Annotated in this window: 12 protein-coding genes and 1 pseudogene; 3 read left to right on the top strand and 10 right to left on the bottom strand. The window is 29.2% G+C overall.

The annotated features are described in order from the left end of the window. Positions 1–632: 632 nt before the first annotated feature. Positions 633–1,607: a pentapeptide repeat-containing protein gene (locus CX675_RS20330; RefSeq protein WP_370277668.1), complete on the top strand. Its 975-nt coding sequence runs from the start codon at positions 633–635 to the stop codon at positions 1,605–1,607. Positions 1,608–1,999: 392 nt separating this feature from the next. Here CX675_RS20330 and CX675_RS20325 read toward each other — a convergent pair. The 4 genes and pseudogenes from CX675_RS20325 to CX675_RS08695 form a co-directional block, all read right to left on the bottom strand. Next, positions 2,000–2,884, bottom strand: a pseudogene (locus CX675_RS20325) (PorP/SprF family type IX secretion system membrane protein); the annotation flags it as partial. A 17-nt stretch (positions 2,885–2,901) separates the two neighbouring features. After that, on the bottom strand, positions 2,902–4,440 hold the full coding sequence (locus CX675_RS08705) for a gliding motility-associated C-terminal domain-containing protein (protein WP_130734850.1): 1,539 nt from the start codon (positions 4,438–4,440) through the stop codon (positions 2,902–2,904). Positions 4,441–4,568: 128 nt separating this feature from the next. Then, positions 4,569–5,840, bottom strand: a complete 1,272-nt coding sequence (locus CX675_RS08700; RefSeq protein ID WP_130734849.1) for a hypothetical protein — start codon at positions 5,838–5,840, stop codon at positions 4,569–4,571. Between the two features lie 30 nt (positions 5,841–5,870). Further along, positions 5,871–6,305, bottom strand: coding sequence for a hypothetical protein (locus CX675_RS08695; protein ID WP_130734848.1), 435 nt, complete (start codon positions 6,303–6,305; stop codon positions 5,871–5,873). Between the two features lie 566 nt (positions 6,306–6,871). On the opposite strand from CX675_RS08695, the gene CX675_RS08690 reads away from it, so the two are divergent. Together CX675_RS08690 and CX675_RS08685 are read left to right on the top strand one after the other, a co-directional pair. Then, complete coding sequence (locus CX675_RS08690; protein WP_130734847.1) at positions 6,872–8,020, top strand: DNA polymerase III subunit delta'; 1,149 nt, start codon at positions 6,872–6,874, stop codon at positions 8,018–8,020. 4 nt (positions 8,021–8,024) lie between these two features. Then, positions 8,025–8,408 (top strand): DoxX family protein, encoded by a 384-nt coding sequence (locus CX675_RS08685; protein ID WP_130734846.1) that lies wholly within the window; start codon positions 8,025–8,027, stop codon positions 8,406–8,408. On the opposite strand, the gene CX675_RS08680 is transcribed toward CX675_RS08685, so the two are convergent. The 6 genes from CX675_RS08680 to CX675_RS08655 form a co-directional block, all read right to left on the bottom strand. Next, positions 8,400–10,670: a helix-turn-helix domain-containing protein gene (locus CX675_RS08680; RefSeq protein WP_130734845.1), complete on the bottom strand. Its 2,271-nt coding sequence runs from the start codon at positions 10,668–10,670 to the stop codon at positions 8,400–8,402. The genes CX675_RS08685 and CX675_RS08680 overlap by 9 nt on opposite strands. A gap of 88 nt (positions 10,671–10,758) precedes the next feature. Then, the gene (locus tag CX675_RS08675; RefSeq protein ID WP_130734844.1) at positions 10,759–11,355 is read right to left on the bottom strand and encodes an OmpH family outer membrane protein; all 597 of its coding nucleotides are present in this window, start codon (positions 11,353–11,355) and stop codon (positions 10,759–10,761) included. Positions 11,356–11,601: 246 nt separating this feature from the next. Next, complete coding sequence (locus CX675_RS08670) at positions 11,602–12,447, bottom strand: bifunctional 2-polyprenyl-6-hydroxyphenol methylase/3-demethylubiquinol 3-O-methyltransferase UbiG (RefSeq protein ID WP_130734843.1); 846 nt, start codon at positions 12,445–12,447, stop codon at positions 11,602–11,604. Between the two features lie 83 nt (positions 12,448–12,530). After that, a complete protein-coding gene (gene mnmG / locus CX675_RS08665; protein ID WP_130734842.1) occupies positions 12,531–14,408 on the bottom strand; it encodes a tRNA uridine-5-carboxymethylaminomethyl(34) synthesis enzyme MnmG in 1,878 nt (625 codons plus the stop codon). Positions 14,409–14,514: 106 nt separating this feature from the next. Further along, the gene (ybeY, locus tag CX675_RS08660) at positions 14,515–14,934 is read right to left on the bottom strand and encodes an rRNA maturation RNase YbeY (protein WP_130734841.1); all 420 of its coding nucleotides are present in this window, start codon (positions 14,932–14,934) and stop codon (positions 14,515–14,517) included. Beyond that, positions 14,927–18,271 carry a hypothetical protein gene (locus CX675_RS08655; RefSeq protein WP_130734840.1) on the bottom strand — a complete coding sequence of 1,115 codons (3,345 nt, stop codon included), beginning with the start codon at positions 18,269–18,271 and terminating at the stop codon, positions 14,927–14,929. The genes ybeY and CX675_RS08655 overlap by 8 nt, the downstream gene beginning before the upstream one ends. Between the last annotated feature and the right edge of the window lie 13 nt (positions 18,272–18,284).

Here is an 18,284-nt window from a genome sequence, read left to right as displayed (position 1 = left end):
TTTTCTTCACAATTGGAATATCATTTGTAACTGGTTCATCATCTAATAAATTGCCGCTAACTTCTTGACCTTGGGCATTTTGTCCAGTAGAAGCAGCATTTTTAATACTTTCTAAATTATTTTGATCTTTTTCAATTCTTTGTTGCTCACTATCGTATTGCGCTTTTTTAATTCTTCGCTGTCTTTCTTCTTCTTTCGCAGCATTAATTTGCTGAATTTTTAAGTCAGCCATTTTTTCAAGATCAATATATTTTTGTTTTTTATTTTTTAAATCATCTAGTACAGTTTGATAATAATCATTTAATTGTTTTGCCTCTTCACTATTTAAACCGCTTTGTTTCAATTCGTTCAATCTGGCTCTATTTGCATTTTCAAAATCAAAAATTAAATCATCAAATACTTTTTTGTTGTTTGAAATTTGACTCTTCAATGCGTTTAATTGTGCATTTTGTTGCGTTGTACTCACGAACTTTCTCGCTGGTCCTTTATAGTTTGGATCATCTTCACCAATAAAGGCTTTTAAATCTAAATCCCTTTCTTTAACTAAGGAGTCTAAACTCTTTATTAATTCATCGGAACGTTTTGTTCTTTCTTCAATATCGCTCTTATAATCATCTAATAGTTTATTAGAAATATTTAATTTACTTTCTATATTAGAAATTTTCTCACCTACTGAAAGTTTTGCATTAGTAGCTTGTTCTCTAGCCAATCTGTCTTTCTCTGCTTGCTCTTTAGCTAACCTATCTTTCTCTGCTTGCTCTCTAGCCAATCTGTCTTTCTCTGCTTGTTCTTTAGCTAATCTATCTTTCTCTGCTTGCTCTCTAGCCAATCTGTCTTTCTCTGCTTGCTCTTTAGCCAATCTATCTTTCTCAGCTTGTTCTCTAGCCAATCTGTCTTTCTCTGCTTGCTCTTTAGCTAACCTATCTTTCTCAGCTTGTTCTCTAGCCAATCTGTCTTTCTCTGCTTGTTCTTTAGCTAACCTATCTTTCTCTGCTTGCTCTCTAGCCAATCTCTCTTTCTCTGCTTGTTCTTTAGCTAATCTATCTTTCTCTGCTTGCTCTCTAGCCAATCTGTCTTTCTCTGCTTGCTCTTTAGCCAATCTATCTTTCTCAGCTTGTTCTTTAGCTAATCTATCTTTCTCAGCTTGTTCTCTAGCCAATCTGTCTTTCTCAGCTTGTTCTTTAGCTAATCTATCTTTCTCAGCTTGTTCTCTAGCCAATCTATCTTTCTCTGCTTGCTCTTTAGCTATTCTATCTTTCTCTGCTTGTTCTTTAGCTAATCTATCTTTCTCTGCTTGCTCTCTAGCCAATCTGTCTTTCTCAGCTTGTTCTTTAGCTAATCTATCTTTCTCAGCTTGTTCTCTAGCCAATCTGTCTTTCTCAGCTTGTTCTTTAGCTAATCTATCTTTCTCTGCTTGCTCTCTAGCCAATCTGTCTTTCTCTGCTTGCTCTCTAGCCAATCTGTCTTTCTCTGCGTTTTCTTTAGCTAATCTATCTATCTCTGCGTTTTCTTTAGCTATCTTATCATTTTCAGCTTTTTGTCTAGCCAATCTTTCTAATCTATCTTTCTCCGCTTTTTCTTTAGCCAATCTGTCTTTCTCCGCTTGAGCTAAAGCAGCCAATCTATCTCTTTCTGCTTGTTCTTTAGCCAATCTATCTTTTTCAGCTTGAGCTAAGGCTGCTAATCTATCCTTCTCAGCTTGCTCAGCTTGAGATAAAGCAGCTAATCTATCTCTTTCTGCTTGTTCTTTAGCTAATCTTTCTTTTTCAGCTTCAGCTAATGCCGCTAATCTTTCTCTCTCTAATTGAGCTAATCTATCATTTTCAGCTTTTTCTTTTGCTCTTTTTTCCTTTTCAGCCTTAGCTTTATCAATTCTTTCTTGCTCTAACTTAGCAAATGTTGTATTAACAGCACCTTTCTTTTTAGCATTTCTCTCTCTAATTTTTTGAGCTCTTTTTCTGTAATTGAATGCATTATCATAATCATCAAATCTATAAGATAAAGAGAATTCATGGCTTGATCCAAAAAATAAAGAATTGTTTATAGATAAATTATAAGCATATCCAATTAAAAATTTATTTGAAATAGCAACACCAACTCCTGCATTTGCTCCATACAAAGTATTATACCCTGCTTCAACCCAACCCATTTCTTTTTGATCTAATAAAAAATTAGCACCTAACCCTGTGTCTCCATTACTACTTTGAGCACGTAACATAGTCGAAAAATTAGCACCATCTAAAATATTGTAATAACTGTCTAATTCTTTAGTATACATTAAGTGTCCAGAAAATGAGGTAGATTTATTTTCTTGAACAGATTCACTGGTTGTCAAATTGTAAGAAATAATATTATCGGCAGTAATACCAATATCGAAATTATTAAAGTTCAAATTTACACCTGGTTTCACAGAAATAATCGTTGTAGCTGTTGCATTTGCTAACAATGGTTCGGGAGATTCAGTGATTACTTTATTAATATCGAAATTATTGCTGGAAAAATAAGCATTTAAACCAAAAGTAAAGTTTGCCTCTTTTTGTAAGGGCACATTTATAGCATAATTTAAAATACCTCCTGTATTTTTAAATGCACCTATAGTTTGTGAATACGCCCCTATTCCAAATCTTGATTCGTTGCTTAGTCTACCTTGATAATTAATAAGGTATGTAACTGGAGCATCATCGAATCTTACCCATTGTCTTTTGTTTACCAAATTTATTGTTGGTGCAACTTCTCTAACGAAGCTAAAAGTAGGGTTAATTAAAAATCTATTTAATCGTATAGAATTATTTAACGATACATCAAAAGAAGTGTATGCATTTTCTTGAGAGAATGCAGTTGTAAAAAACAAACATAAAATTACACTTAAGTATTTACTTTTCAATTGATTAATTTGTAGGGTTATTTAATTACGGTTAGAATTCCTTCTTTTATAATTTGACTTTCTTTAGTCATTTTAAAATAATAAAATGCTTTAGATTCAAAAGCATCATTATCATTTTCAGGCCAGGTGTTTTGATAATTGTCTGTTACATAGACCTGCTTTCCGGAGGAATTATATATTTCGAGGCTTAGGTTATTAGAGCTTGTTAAATTATAAGGTACTTTAAATTTATCATTAATACCATCTCCATTAGGACTAATTAGATTAGGTATTACATCTGATCCTGGTTCAATTACTAATAAATTTAATTCTATAGTAGAAATACATCCTGAGTTTTCAGTAATAATTACTGTATATTGACCAGCAACAGCTATATTCAAAGTATTAGTTGTTTCCGTTAAAATATTATTGTTAAAATACCATTCGAAAGAAGGAGAAATGGCATCTGTGGTAACAATCGCATCAAAGTTATCTCCAATAGTTAATTCATATGGAGTACTTACATTTAAAGTGGCATTAAAAGTAATTTCGTTTAATACATAAGCTTCATTTTGAGGCACGCTTATAGTACAAGAACCATTATTCAAAGAAGCGGTGTAAGCACCTCCTTGAGTAGCATTATACGTATTAGAATTAGCATTTGGAATAACAACTCCATTTAAATACCATGATATATTTGAACCATTTGCTACTAGGTTGCCAGAACTATCTTGGAGAAGTAATAATACCCCTGTAGATTCACACACTTCAGTTTCCCCATTTTGAGATGCGATTTGAAGTGTATCTCCTGAAGTAGACTGAGTTACTGTAACTTGTACAGATTTGGCCAAAGTGTTTGGTGAAGCAGAACTAGAACATATCGGTCCATAATTAACCTCTACAAAATAAGTACCCGATGTAGTAACTGTTAAACTTGGTCCTGTTTGATTGGGTATAACTTCAAAAATACCTGTAGAAAGGTTTTGTTTACGCCATATATAAGTTAAATACGAATATGTCAAAGGAGTTGGTGTAACATCATCTTTTATTGATATAGTAAATGAACCGTTTGCACAGAGTATAACTGAACCGTTCGTTACGTTTAATGGTATTTGGTTATTAAAAATAATATCGTAAGCCGAAAAAACCTGTGAGGTTGCAAAACTCGAGAGTGTAGTGGATCTCACTCTGATTTTAAAATTATTACCATACGTTTGAGCTGGAAAACTAAATGTAGCTGTGTAAGTTGCGGTAGTTCCAGACACACTAGTTTGAGCTATAGATACATTTGTGATTTGATTTTGTGTAGCAAAATCATCATTTGATAAAAACAATTGAAATTGATTTCCAGCACTTAAATTAATATAATTAGTAACTTGAAATGTAAGTTCATGGTCTGGGTTAGAGCTACTTTGACAAAAAGCAACATTTGGATCAGTAAAAGAAAAACCTGGGAATCGAACATTTTGTATACTAGGGGTTTGAAACACCATGTTCTTTGTAATGGTATTTGCATAGCTATTGAATACAAATGCTATAGTAAAAAGTAGTATATATTTTAAGTTTTTAAACCACATCGTTTTACCAAATTTTAAGAATCATTTTATATTTGTTTAAATAACCAAACTGTTAAAAAAGTAGTCAAAAACCACAATTTTAACAGCTTAAAACAATCTATTATTTTGTATCTAGATATATACTCTTATTAATTGATACTACCGATTTTAATTCTAAAATCTGGAGTTTTAGGATTATTTGCGTCTACAAACAAATCCTCTGATTTTGTACTAGAATATCTATTTCCATATGATGGATTTCCATAGTAACTTTCTAAATCATCATTAGTTACGCCTCCATTTTCAGAAACGATATTCTTTTTACAATTATTTATAAAAATTCTTTTTAATTTAATTTTAGATAAACCTTCTTCTTCGATTGGAATTTTACCATCTAAATATAATGCAGAAGAAAACCCAGTAACTACACTATTTTTAAAATCGAAAACACAGTCTTTGTTGATATAAATGGCTTCTTTTACTAAACCATCTGCAACTTTACCATCTGATTCATTAACAATAGTAAAGTTATCTAAACTTACATTAGTTACTGGTTTAGAAAAATCTGTCAAATCTTTATTAATAAAAGCATCAATAGTAGCTGCTCTATAGTTTGAACTAGCAGAAAAATAAGGATTTCTGATAGCTAAACCATTATTAATTTTTGCTATTACTCCTTGTGTAAAATCAAAGTCGCTATTTTTACATCTATAAGATACTAATTTAGAAGCTTTAGGGTTTCCGCCAATAAATTTGAAAGCATTTCCATTTGACATACTAATTTGAATCGATTCGAATGTAGTTGCAGAACCAACTCCTACCAATGTTAAAGCATCATAAACGGAATATCTGTCTTTACCTTTTCCAGCAAATTCAATTCGTATGTTTTTCATTACACCAGAGTTATCAGCAGGATTATCTCCACCTCCAACAACAAAGTTACTCGGAATACCACTTTCAATACGAGACATACTTCCGAAAGTATTAATTGGTGCACTACCTAATATAAAAATTCCACCCCAGTCTCCAGCTTTACGCGCATTTACAGGTTTATCAGAAGTAAACACAACTGGATTTATTACTTGTCCTTCAGCTACAATTTTTGAGCCTTTAGTAATAATTAACGCACTAAATTGATCTGAACTAGCTCTAATTACCGTTCCTGGTTCAATCTTTAAAGTGGCATTATTAGTAACATACACTTCACCAACAAGGCTGTAGGTTTCCAAATTTGTTAATGTTAAATCTGAAGAAATGTTGCCTGTTAAAATTTTTGTTGTTTGAGGGTAGTCTTTTCCAACAGGGTTGAAAGAAGACCATCCATTTAACCAATTGTTACCACCTATAATACCCCAATTATCTTGAGCTTGTATAGTAAGACCCGAAAGGACTAATGCAATTAATAAGATAGTTTTTTTCATAACGTTTGATTTTTAGATTTTTTGTAATGCTTACTCTACCTGTACCTGATGAACAAGTTTTAATACTTCCTCATAGAATAAAATAGCATTAATGATATTCTTAGTGTCTGAATAAGGTAAAATACCTTTTAAGAATTCAGCGTTGTTTTTCAAAAATTCTTCTCTGTTTTCAGTTTCAGTGTCCAATAACTTAATATTTTCTTTTGTTGCTGGAATTCCTAAATCTGTAAATGTTACACCTGATTTACTAGTTACACCAAAATATTGGATAACACTAAATAAAATTTTAACTCTTTCAAGATACAATGGCATTAATTGTCCTTTAGTCATTGCTTCTAAATCTTTTCGATCATGGTAAGTACCGATACCTCTGATATCAATAATTACTTTTTGTCCGTTTTGAGCTACCACATCAACTGATGCTAATAAAAATAATGCGATGATGCATACGTAAAATTTTCTCATAATAAATTTTGTTAATTTTTCAGTAAATAGGCAAAACAACTACAAATATATGTATTTAAATGTTTTAACAAAATATTTTGATAAAAATGTTAATAATTATTTTAAAAAAAAATTTATTGTAACCAATTTTTATTCATAATCATACTTGCCGTTAAATCGTTTTTTAATCAATATATCAATTATATATAAAGCAATTCAAAATGCGTGCCAAAAATTTTAAAGACCATAAAGATTGACTAAAAAAACGCCAATAAATCGATGAATTAAATAGAAAACATTAACACTTAAGGTTGGTTTTATTGGTATAACATTAGATAAAGTGCAAAATTCTTAGATTATCATCAATGGTGCTTTTCATAAAGTTACAAATTAAATCAAATCAATTTTTAATTTTAGTGTTAAAATAAAGAGAACATAAAATCAATTTTTAAATATAAAATTTGAATAAAAATGCATCTTACTAAAAAACAGATTGTTAATAACTTTTTTTCAGCCATTTTTGGTTTAAAAAAATTTCATGCTTTAAGAAAGTAGATTTCATCCAATACAATTATTATATTTGTTTCATGCTTTTCAAAGATGTTTTAGGTCAAGATCATATTAAAAATCACTTAACAAGAAGTGTTTCTTTAGGTAGAATTCCTCATGCGCAATTGTTTGTTGGTCCTGAAGGCTCAGGAACTTTAGCGATGGCTATCGCTTATTCTCAGTATATTTTGTGTTCTAATGTGGGTAACGAAAATAATACAGGAAACTCCAGTTGCAATTTAAAATTTGAAAATTTTGCGCATCCTGACTTGCATTTTGTATTTCCTGTTGCCACAAATGATATTGTAAAATCGCATCCCGTAAGTGCTAATTTTTTACAAGAATGGCGAGCTTTTATTAAAGAGAATCCATATGGAAGTTTATTTGATTGGTATAAAACTATAGGCATACAAAATAAGCAGGGGCAAATAGGAGTTGATGAAGCGTCTGAAATAAATAAAGCTTTAGCACTAAAGTCGTATGAAGGTGGTTATAAAATTATGATTATTTGGATGGCAGATAAAATGAACTTAGCTGCATCCAACAAACTTTTAAAACTTTTAGAAGAACCACCAAATAAAACTGTTTTTATCTTAATTACAGAGTCTTTAGATGATATACTACAAACCATTTTATCAAGATGTCAAGTACTTGATTTTATAGGTTTAAGTGAAACTGTTATTGCAAATGAATTGATGACCACTCAAAATTGTGAAGAAAAACAAGCACAAAAAATAGCACATCAAAGTGAAGGTAATTATAATCTAGCTCTACATTTATTACATAATGATACAGAAGATTTCCCCTTTGAAACTTGGTTTATTGATTGGGTAAGGAGCGCTTTTAAAGCCAAAGGCAATGCTGCAGCTATACAAGATTTAATTGTTTGGAGTGAAATGATAGCATCATTAGGAAGAGAAGTTCAAAAACAATTTTTACATTACTGTATTTATTTTTTTAGACAAGCATTACTTACTAATTATCAGGCTACTGAATTAGTTTTCTTTGAGTCAAAAGAAAATAATTTTGATTTAAAAAAATTTGCTCCTTTTATAGATGGAAATAATATAACTCTTATATTTAACGAGTTAGAAGACGCTATCTATCATATAGAAAGAAATGGTAATAGTAAAATTATTTTAACTGATTTATCTATAAAACTAACAAGATTAATACATAAAAAATAAAATTATGATACAAATTGCCCCTATTTTATTGTTGTTATTATTGAGTATTACATTTTTACAATCTGGATATGATAAGATTAAAGATTGGAAAGGAAATGTGTCGTGGCTAAAAGGCCATTTTGCAGGAACTATTTTTGGAAATTCTGTTCCTTTGGCATTATTTATTATACTCGTTTTAGAAATTTTTTCTGGAGTATTGTGTGTTTCAGGAATTATTGAATTACTTTCAAATAATTCCTCTAAAGCAGGCTATTATGGTGCTATTTTATCTTGTATTACCCTTTTATTCTTGCTTTTTGGTCAGCGTATAGCAAAGGATTATGATGGAGCACGAACTATCGTAATTTATTTTATTCCAGCTATTATGGCTGTTTATTTATTAGGATAAACCTAAGGATGCTTTAAATAATTTTAATTCTTCCCAAGTAAAAGAGGAATTATACGCTTCTTTTATTTGGGATATATTTTCATATTCCTCAAAAGCTACTTGTAGTACATCAATTCGACTATCTGATAAGATTTCATTAATTTTTATCGATTTATTTTGAATTAATTTTACAAAATGACTGTAAATGGTTGCTTCAGTGAGTTTTCTCTTTATTGCTATAGCTTCCACAGACAAGTTTTGTTGCCATAATTCGAACGTTTCTTCTATTGTTGTTTTTTTATTTACACTTGTTTTATTTCCCTTCGTTTTTTTATAATATGATATATTTTCTTCTTCCAAAAGTTCAGGATTTTCTTTTTTAAATTGCGATTGAATTTCTTTTAATTTTTCTGATTTATAAGCATTTAATTCTTTAGATTGTAATCTTTCTTTTGAAAATACATACTCTTCTTCTATACTATTGGCTATTGTCTTAGTTTTTAACAAAATTAATATTGCTGTATTGTGAATTTCTTCCAATAATATCAATTCATTAAAAAAAGTTTTCGCTTGTTTTGTTCTTTTTATCTCTTCAATTTTATACAGTAGTTCTCCATAAATATGGTCTAAAACATTGAAAAAATAAGTAAATGCAGCCTCACATCTTTCATTGATAAATTTAAAATCGGGTGCTTGTTTAATAAAAAGAGCTGTTAATTGTTTGATGAATTTTTCTGAAGGAGTTTCTAAAGTATTTATTTTTTCATAAAGAATTGTTATCCAATTCATATGTTTAAATTTCACTGATTTAGATTCTTCCGTTTTATAACTATAAAAATGGTTTCGCCATTCCTGAATTAATCCTTTAAAATTAAACCCTTTACAAAGTGATTCATAAATAAATCGTTGTTTTTCAACTTTAAATGTGGTATTTAAGGTTTCTTCAGTTACTTTATTAGCAACATAATTTAATACATTTACATCGTTTGTAATGCCATGCATTTGTAAAGGAGAAAGCAAGACAAGACCCGTAAGAGATCTAAGTCGAGATAAAGCAACATAGGCTTGTCCTGGAGCAAAAACATCTGAAACATCTAAAGCAGCTTTCTCAAATGTAAGACCTTGGCTTTTATGAACTGTAATTGCCCAAGCAAGTTTAATAGGGTAGTGGACAAAAGTTCCTAATATTTCTTCTTCAATTTCTTTTGTTTCAGAGTTAACTGTAAATTTTATGTTTTTCCATTCATATTTATCAACTGTAATTGTCTTCTTTTCTTCAGGAAAACGCACTTTTATTTCATCATCTGAAAGAGTCTCAATAACACCCATTTTACCATTATAATACTGTTTATCAATATTTAAATCATTTTTTATAAACATAATTTGAGCTCCAATTTTAAGTTCTAAAATGGAATCTAATGGAAATAATTTTTCTGGAAAATCGCCAACGATTTCTGGAAAATAGGAGTGAGACTTCTTTTTTAATTCTTGTAATGATTCTTGGTTTATTTGATTTGCTTTACTATTGTGAGTGGTTAAATAGACATAGCCAGGATTTTCTTTCAAGTTGAAACTTGGCTTAACATATAGATTCAATTGTTTAATGTCTTTTTTTGTAATATTATTCGTACGTAAGTTGTTAAGGATAGAAACAAAAGAACTGTCTGATTGCCTATAAATAGTAGTAAGTTCTAGATATAATGGAGGAAATTGTTGCAAAATGTGTGCATTAAAAAAATACATCCCTTGATAATAATCTTTTAAAATATGCCATTCCTCATTTTTTACAACTGGAGGTAATTGTAGTAAATCGCCAATAAAAAGGACTTGAATACCACCAAAAGGTAATTCATTTCTACGGGTTCGCTTTAGCATAAAATCGATGGCATCTAAAACATCTGCACGAAGCATTGAAACTTCATCGATGATTAATAATTCTAAATTATTGAAAAGACTTCTTTTAGTCATATTCATTTTAAAATGACGCAATAAAGATGTTCTTGTTTCCATCTTTATAATAGATACATTTGTTGTAATTTCTTTATAATCAGGAATAAATGTAGCAAATGGTAATTGAAATAAAGAATGTATAGTAACACCTTCTGCATTTAAAGCGGCAATACCTGTTGGTGCAACGACTACTGTATTTTTATGAGTGGTTATTAAAATTTCCTTTAAAAGTGTTGTTTTTCCAGTTCCTGCTTTTCCTGTAAGAAAAATAGATTTATTTGTTTGATTAATAAATCGTAAGACCTGTTGCGCTTCGGGAGAATAATGTTTCATTTTGGCATGTATTTATATACAAATATATAAAATGAAGTACAATAAAAAAGCCCCATATTGGGGCTTTATAATAAGCTAGTATAGAAACTTATTTTTTTTCTTCTTCTTTATGATCAGCTGAATCTGAATCTTCTTTCTTTTCTGAAATTCCATTTTTAGCATTAAATTCATCATTTAATTTCTTTAACACTACTTCTGTAATATCATAAGGATCTTTTGCAAATAATATTGTTGCTGCATCTCCAGTTCCATAAATATAATCGTATCCTTCTTTTTTACCATAACTTTTGATATAATCTTTTAATTCTTTTACGATAGTAGTTCTGATACTATCACTTTCAGATTGAATTTGTCTTAAAAGAGCATCTTGTTCCATAGAAAGTTCTTGTTCTCTTTGTTGTAATTCAGCTCCTTTTTGTTGGGCCCAAGCCATACCTTTAATTTGAGCATTTCTTTGAAAACCTGAAGCCTCAGTTTGAAATGCTTTTAATTTTGCTTCTAAAGGACGACCCATTTCTTGAGATTTTACTTTAAATTTTTCGTCTTCATCTTTAAACTTTGCATAATCCTGAATTAATTTTGCAGTGTCTATATATGCTGTTTTAAAACTTTCCTTTTTATCCTCTTTTTTATCACAAGAAATTAGTGCAATTGCAACTCCTAAAATTAATAAGGCTTTTTTCATTTTTAAATTATTATTTGCTTTTAAAATATTTATTTGAAATTTTCCGTAAAAATAGTAATTCCTTATGAAGTACCAAATTCTAGTGTTTTTTTAATTATAAGTAAAAGTTATACTAAAATATAAAGTCTATAATTAACAACTATTAAAAATGAATTAAAATAAAGCGATTTTAGACATTTTTTAAAAAAAGAAAGGTATTTTATCATAAAAAACATAAAAACAAACTAAAACTAATTTAAATAGGTTTTACTGGTTTTTTAGCAAGTAAATATGAGAAGAAAACTCATTGTTAAAAATTCCTTTACAATTTGATAGAAAACCAATACAAAACCCTTTAATAAAATTCATTTTTCCAGTTTTATATTTTTCAGACAATAAAGACACATAAAAACTATCAAACCACATTGGTTTCACTTGAAACAAATTTATATTATGCTTTTGAAATAAAAATTGTATAGCCTTTTTGGAAAAATGCCAAAGATGTCTGGGCACATCATAAGCAGCCCAAAACTGTTTATAATATTGTGCATCATAAGATTTGAAATTGGGAACTGCTACAATTAAAATACCATCTGGTTTTAATAATCTTTTTAGTTCTTCAATTTGTTCATTAAGGTTAGGAACATGTTCTAAAACGTGCCACATAGTAATTACATCAAAAGAATGTGATGCTAACTCTTCTAAAGTATCAGTAAAATGAACTTCTTTTGCTATAGCAATTTGTTTTGCTTTTTGATTGGGTTCTAATCCTAAAGTTTGCCAACCTTCTTTATTTGCTTGAACTAAAAAATCACCTGTACCTGCTCCAATATCTAACAAGGTTCCTCTAGAGCTATATTTAGTAATTAATTTAACTTTCTTTTGAATCGCCCTTTTTTTTACTAATTGATACATATTCTCAAATAAACTACGAGAATGATCAGTATGTGAAATATAATCTTCACTTTCATAATACGATGGTAAAAGGGAAGCAGTGGGTTGAGGGTTTGTTTTGAGTAATTCTAAATCTTTATCTAGTAATAATGAAAAAGATTCTCCTGAGACAGAAAAATCTTTAACTTGAATGTAAACATCATTTTTTTCGAAATTCATAAACTTATAAAAACTCCTAAGAGTAGTAATAACAAGGTTTAACAAAGTTGTTTCACGTGAAACATTTATACTAACTTAAAATATTATCTTCCCATGTGAATAAGTAAAACAGAAATATCACTAGGAGAAACGCCACTAATACGAGAAGCCTGTGCTATCGTTTTAGGTCGTATTTTTTCAAGTTTTTGTTTTGCTTCAATAGAGATGGATTTTATTTTATTAAAATCGAAATTCTCTGGAATAATTGCATCTTCTAATCTATTTAATTTATCTGCATGATTTTTTTCTTTTTCAATATAGCCAGAATATTTAACTTGGATTTCAGCTTGTTCAATAATTTCATTATCTAAATTATTCTCATTGATATATTGTTTTACTTTTTCAAACTTCACCATATCATCTAAATCGATTTGTGGACGAGAAAACACTTTAAACATTTTATCAGGTTGTACCATTGCACTAGAACCTTTAGATTCTAAAACAGGATTAGCTTCTTCTGGCTTCAAACTGGTTTCTTTAAAGAAATTCACCATAGCTTCAGACTTAGATAATTTTTCTTCCATTCGAAGTAAACGTTCTTTCTTAGCTAAGCCAATTTCAAAACCTTTAGGAGTTAATCTGATGTCTGCATTATCCTGTCTTAATAAAGTGCGATACTCTGCTCTTGATGTAAACATACGATAAGGTTCTTCTGTTCCTTTAGTAATTAAATCATCTATCAATACACCAATATAAGCTTCATTTCTTTTTAAAATAAAAGATTCACGTTCTTGAACTTGTAAAGCGGCATTTATACCAGCCATTAAACCTTGAGATGCAGCTTCTTCATAACCAGTAGTTCCATTTATTTGACCAGCAAAATATAAACCTTGAACAAGTTTCGTTTCCAAAGTATGTTTTAATTGCGTAGGAGGGAAATAGTCATATTCAATTGCATAACCTGCTCTAAAAAACTTAACCTTTTCAAAACCTACAACAGAACGCATAGCTTTGTACTGAACATCTTCTGGTAAGGAAGTAGAAAAACCATTTACATAAACTTCAACAGTATTCCAACCTTCTGGTTCAACAAATAATTGATGGCGCTCTTTATCAGCAAAACGATTTATTTTGTCCTCAATAGAAGGGCAATATCTCGGACCAATACTTTTAATTCTTCCATTAAACATTGGACTTCTATCAAAACCTTCACGTAGCAAATCATGAACTTCATTAGAAGTATAAGTCATATAACACGATTTTTGGATTGCCAAGGGTTTTGTTAGATTGGAATATGAAAATTTATCTGGTATAGTATCACCTGGTTGTTCAATCATTTTTGAGTAATCTAAAGAACGACCATCTACTCTTGGAGGAGTACCCGTTTTCATTCTACCAGATTCAAAACCTAATTTTACTAAATCTTCAGTAATACCAAAAGAAGCGCTTTCACCAGCACGACCACCACCAAATTGTTTATCACCAATATGAATTAAACCATTTAAAAAAGTTCCATTTGTAAGGATAACCGTTTTAGCCTTTATCTCAATTCCTAAAGCAGTTTTAACACCAATTAGTTTTCCATTATCTGTTAAAATACCTGATACCATTTCTTGATAAAAATCTAGATTAGGTGTGTTTTCTAATTGCAATCTCCATTCTTCAGCAAAACGCATGCGATCACTTTGAACTCTAGGAGACCACATAGCAGGTCCTTTCGATTTATTAAGCATTTTAAACTGAATAGCTGTTTTATCAGAAACAATTCCTGAATAACCACCTAACGCATCAATTTCTCTTACAATTTGGCCTTTTGCTATTCCACCCATAGCTGGATTACATGACATCTGCGCAATATTTTGCAAACTCATGGTTATTAATAGGGTAGAGCACCCCATATTAGCAGCAGCAGCAGCAGCTTCACAACCTGCATGCCCACCACCAACTACAACCACATCATATCTGTCTTGAAATAAACTCATGTTAAGTTTTATAATAATTTAAAAATTAATATACGTTCCACGTGGAACATATTTACTTTGAAAGATTTTTTTGTTCCACGTGGAACAAAAAAAGAAAAAAGAAAACTTAAGGTTCCACGTGGAACATGTTTATTTTTTCATCTTCCTTTGAACGCATTACTAATTCATCTTGTTTACTTTTGTCTTTATAACCACAATAATGCAGAATTCCATGTATAATAACTCGCTTTAATTCTGAAATAAAAATTGTGTTAAAATCAATCGCATTATCTTTAACTCTTTCAATAGAAATAAAAATATCGCCACTAATAATATTTCCTTCTGTGTAATCAAAACTAATAATATCAGTTAATGTGTCATGATTTAAATATTGGACATTAATATTGTGTAAATAATCATCATTACAGAAAATATAATTAATTTCCCCTAAAACTTTATTTTCGGAAATAATTACCTCATTAATCCAATTGCTATATTGTAATTCGTTATCTAAACTAAAATCTGTTTCGTAATTAAAATTAATCATTGTTTTTAAAATATTCCTGAACCTTTTGGTTGTAATTTGGATGCAAAGGTAAACTTTGTCTGTTTAATATTTCTATACTATTTAAATATTCTTTTAGCTCTTTTGAAAGTTCTTTATTAATACCATTATAATCTTCTTTGTTAGTATTCGACTTTCGCTTATTATCTTCACTTTGTTGTTGTATTGCGTTTTCTAATTTTAATAATTCGTGATTTAAATTTAACATCTTATTTAATGTTTCATTTTTAAACCCTTTATTAATTAATTGTTTTTCTAAGTCTTTCATCTGCTGTAATGCGTTTTGTCCTAATCCTGTCATTCCTTCTTTTTCTAATGCTTTTTGTAGAGCATCTCGTAGTTTTTGTTGTTCTTTAATTATATCTAAGACTTTACCAGCATCTCCTTCCATACCATCTTGACCTTCTCCTGAATTGCTTTTATTTGACTCAGCAGATTTATTTCCTTGTTTACCTTCTTTACCTTCTTTGTCCCCAGGTTTATTGCTGTTTTTTTCACTAGGTTTGTTGCCTTCTTTTTCACCAGACTTCATGCCTTCTTTCATTTTCTCGCCTAAACTTTGTTGCATCTTAATAATATCTGGTAATTGCATACCTTGTCCTTTACCTTTTTTAGGCTTTCCAGAACCACTAGATTGCATCTGCATTTGCATTTGATCTCTAACATTACTTAAAAAATCAGCTAATGTATTAGCGCTAGTTAAAACATATTGTTGATGTGAGCTTCCTTTATAAATATTATTATCTGCTAACACCTCTAATGATTTATCTAAATTATAATGTATTTCACCAACTTCATTTAAAATAGTTTCGGTAATTTTTGGATTTCGCAAAGAGATAGCAAACAAACTATCATCTATGTGTTTAAATTGATTTTTTAAGTCTTGTTGTAATTTTAAAATTTTATTAAACTGCAATGACTTAGTTTGAACTTTTTTAGTTTGATTTAAAAGGGATTCTTCATCAAAAGAAAAAGAAAGTAAATTATCTAAAATTTGTCTTAACAATTGAGCATCTTCTTCCATTTGATCACTCTCACCAGCTTGCATAGACATAGCTATTTGTTTTCCCATTTGCTTCATTTTTGAACCAGCTGATTTCTGATTTTTTCCAGCACTTTTAGTGTCTTTGTTTTTTAAATTCTCTTCAGATTTATTGAGGTCATATTGAATATCTTGTTGTTCATTTTTTTCATTGGGTAAATCTAAAGGTGATTTTAACTCTTTATTTTCTTCATCAAGATCATTTAATTCCTTTTTTATTTCATCAAAATCATTAGATAATTTTTCTTGCTTTTCTAATGAATTATCTTTGTCATCCGCTAATTTTTCTTCTTTATCACCTAACATATTCAATTTTTCAGCAAGTTGTTCCGCTTTCTTTTCAACATAAAAACGCTTAGTTAATTCAACTAATTGCTCAAGGTTTTTAGACTGTGTTTTACTGTTTTGTTTTAATTTATCTGCTTTATCAAACAATTTCTCTTTTTCTAATTTTTTTGATAATTCTTCTAGTTCCTGTAAAAGCTTTTCATTTTCTTTGGATTGTTTTTCGGCTTCCTCTAATCTTCTAATTAATTCTTCTTTCTTTTCATCTAACTTTTCGGGATTAAAATCTTCTAAATTATCAGAAAGTTTTTTAGTAAATTCTTTCATCATTTCGTCTTGCTTTTTTTGACGGTTGATAAAATCATTTATCTTTTTTTGATCTTTGAAATCTAAATTTTCCTTTTGTTTATTAATTTTTTGGATTTTTTCTAAATCATTCATCTGCTTATCTTGATTTTCTAATGATTTTTCAAGACTATTAATATTTTCATTTTGTTCTTTTAAATTAGCTTCTTTAGTTTCTTCATTAGTTAATTCATAATGTTTAAAAACCGATGACTTTGAAGATTTGAAGTTATTAATTTGATCGTTGTCAAAAACTTCAAAATAATATTCATAATCAAAACCTGATTCTAATTGAATACCATTTGGAAAGCTATAAACGAAACGATCAACAGTAGATTTATTTAAAGGTAAAGCATGCCTTTTTTGTATAGTTGATTCACCTTTTTTATAATATATCAGCTGTAATTTTGATAAACCATAATCATCTGAAACTTGACCAATAATAACTTTATTTTTTAATTGCAAACTATCAGGTGCAGTTTGAACAAAAATTTGAGGATATTCATCTTTAATAGTATGAATATGATAGTTTAATTTTTCATAATTCTCTATATTGATATTGGATGTTATAATCGCATAATCAGTATCGACATATATACTTTTTGAAAAGGTAAAGATTGAATTTTCTTTTGAAAAAGAATGTTTTTTTAGATTAAAAATAGATTCAATAGTATTAGTAGCTTCCGTTATAATTTTCCAAGTAATGACTGTGCCTTCAGGAACAATAGCATTACCGGATCCATCAATAATTTCATCACTCTTATGTAAATAAGAAGGGTAATGTAATTGCATTTGAAAATTAGATATTGAAGGTACATCAATAACTTTTAAAAGATAGTCTTCACTTTTTATAGAATTAGATTCTAAAGAAAATAGTAAATCTGAAGTACAATTTTTAAAAGTAAATTGAAAAAATCCATTACCATTATTTTCTAAAAAATAGGATTCGTTAGCAATAGTAATACTAACATTTTCTGGAATAATAGTACCAATAGTTTGAACAGTTAAAGTAAAATCTTCATTCTGTTGAGCAACTAAATCTTTGTTACTTATAAAAAAACGGAAAGGAGCAGGAGGTATATACTGAGTCTGATAATGCACTACACGGTCAAAACTATTTGAAATAATAGTTGCATTTCCAGAAATAAAAAATAAAGCAAATAAAATGATAGGAACTAAGGCATAAGGTAAAAACTTTTTATTTTTTGAAAAAGATATAGCATTAGAAAAGGGGATGGGTTTCAAATTATTTTCCTTCTGTACGATTGAAGCTAAAACTAATTCTGAAGGTTTTTCTGTAGATGCCAATTGTAAAAAATTAAGCAAAGTATCTTTTACTTCATCAAAATGATTACCGATAATATGAGAAGCTTGCTTAAAATCAATTCCTTTAGCAATACGAAATAATTTAAAAATTGGATAACAAATAAATCTAAAAAATAAGAAAAATTCTACAATAATAAATAACCAAAAAAGAAGTGTGCGTCCAATAATAGATAACCATAAAAAATGTTCTATAAGCAACGTTATTATAAAATAAAATAAACCTAAACCAATAAAAAGAATACATCCTTTTATTAATTCATTCCAATAGTATTTTTTTATAAATGATTCTAATTTTTCGTATATAATAGATCTTACTTGCATAGTAAATGCTTTA

Source organism: Flavobacterium sp. J27 (genome assembly GCF_004303025.1).
Taxonomy (GTDB): domain Bacteria; phylum Bacteroidota; class Bacteroidia; order Flavobacteriales; family Flavobacteriaceae; genus Flavobacterium.
The sequence above is the reverse complement of the archived record's forward strand: the minus strand, read 5'-3'. Positions and strand labels throughout refer to the sequence as shown.

What these genes read in the sequence shown, in the direction of transcription:
- CX675_RS08705 (WP_130734850.1), bottom strand. Translation starts at nt 4,440, where the DNA reads ATGTGGTTTAAAAACTTAAAATATATACTACTTTTTACTATAGCATTT.
- CX675_RS08700 (WP_130734849.1), bottom strand. Translation starts at nt 5,840, where the DNA reads ATGAAAAAAACTATCTTATTAATTGCATTAGTCCTTTCGGGTCTTACT.
- CX675_RS08695 (WP_130734848.1), bottom strand. Translation starts at nt 6,305, where the DNA reads ATGAGAAAATTTTACGTATGCATCATCGCATTATTTTTATTAGCATCA.
- CX675_RS08690 (WP_130734847.1), top strand. Translation starts at nt 6,872, where the DNA reads ATGCTTTTCAAAGATGTTTTAGGTCAAGATCATATTAAAAATCACTTA.
- CX675_RS08685 (WP_130734846.1), top strand. Translation starts at nt 8,025, where the DNA reads ATGATACAAATTGCCCCTATTTTATTGTTGTTATTATTGAGTATTACA.
- CX675_RS08680 (WP_130734845.1), bottom strand. Translation starts at nt 10,670, where the DNA reads ATGAAACATTATTCTCCCGAAGCGCAACAGGTCTTACGATTTATTAAT.
- CX675_RS08675 (WP_130734844.1), bottom strand. Translation starts at nt 11,355, where the DNA reads ATGAAAAAAGCCTTATTAATTTTAGGAGTTGCAATTGCACTAATTTCT.
- CX675_RS08670 (WP_130734843.1), bottom strand. Translation starts at nt 12,447, where the DNA reads ATGAATTTCGAAAAAAATGATGTTTACATTCAAGTTAAAGATTTTTCT.
- mnmG (WP_130734842.1), bottom strand. Translation starts at nt 14,408, where the DNA reads ATGAGTTTATTTCAAGACAGATATGATGTGGTTGTAGTTGGTGGTGGG.
- ybeY (WP_130734841.1), bottom strand. Translation starts at nt 14,934, where the DNA reads ATGATTAATTTTAATTACGAAACAGATTTTAGTTTAGATAACGAATTA.
- CX675_RS08655 (WP_130734840.1), bottom strand. Translation starts at nt 18,271, where the DNA reads ATGCAAGTAAGATCTATTATATACGAAAAATTAGAATCATTTATAAAA.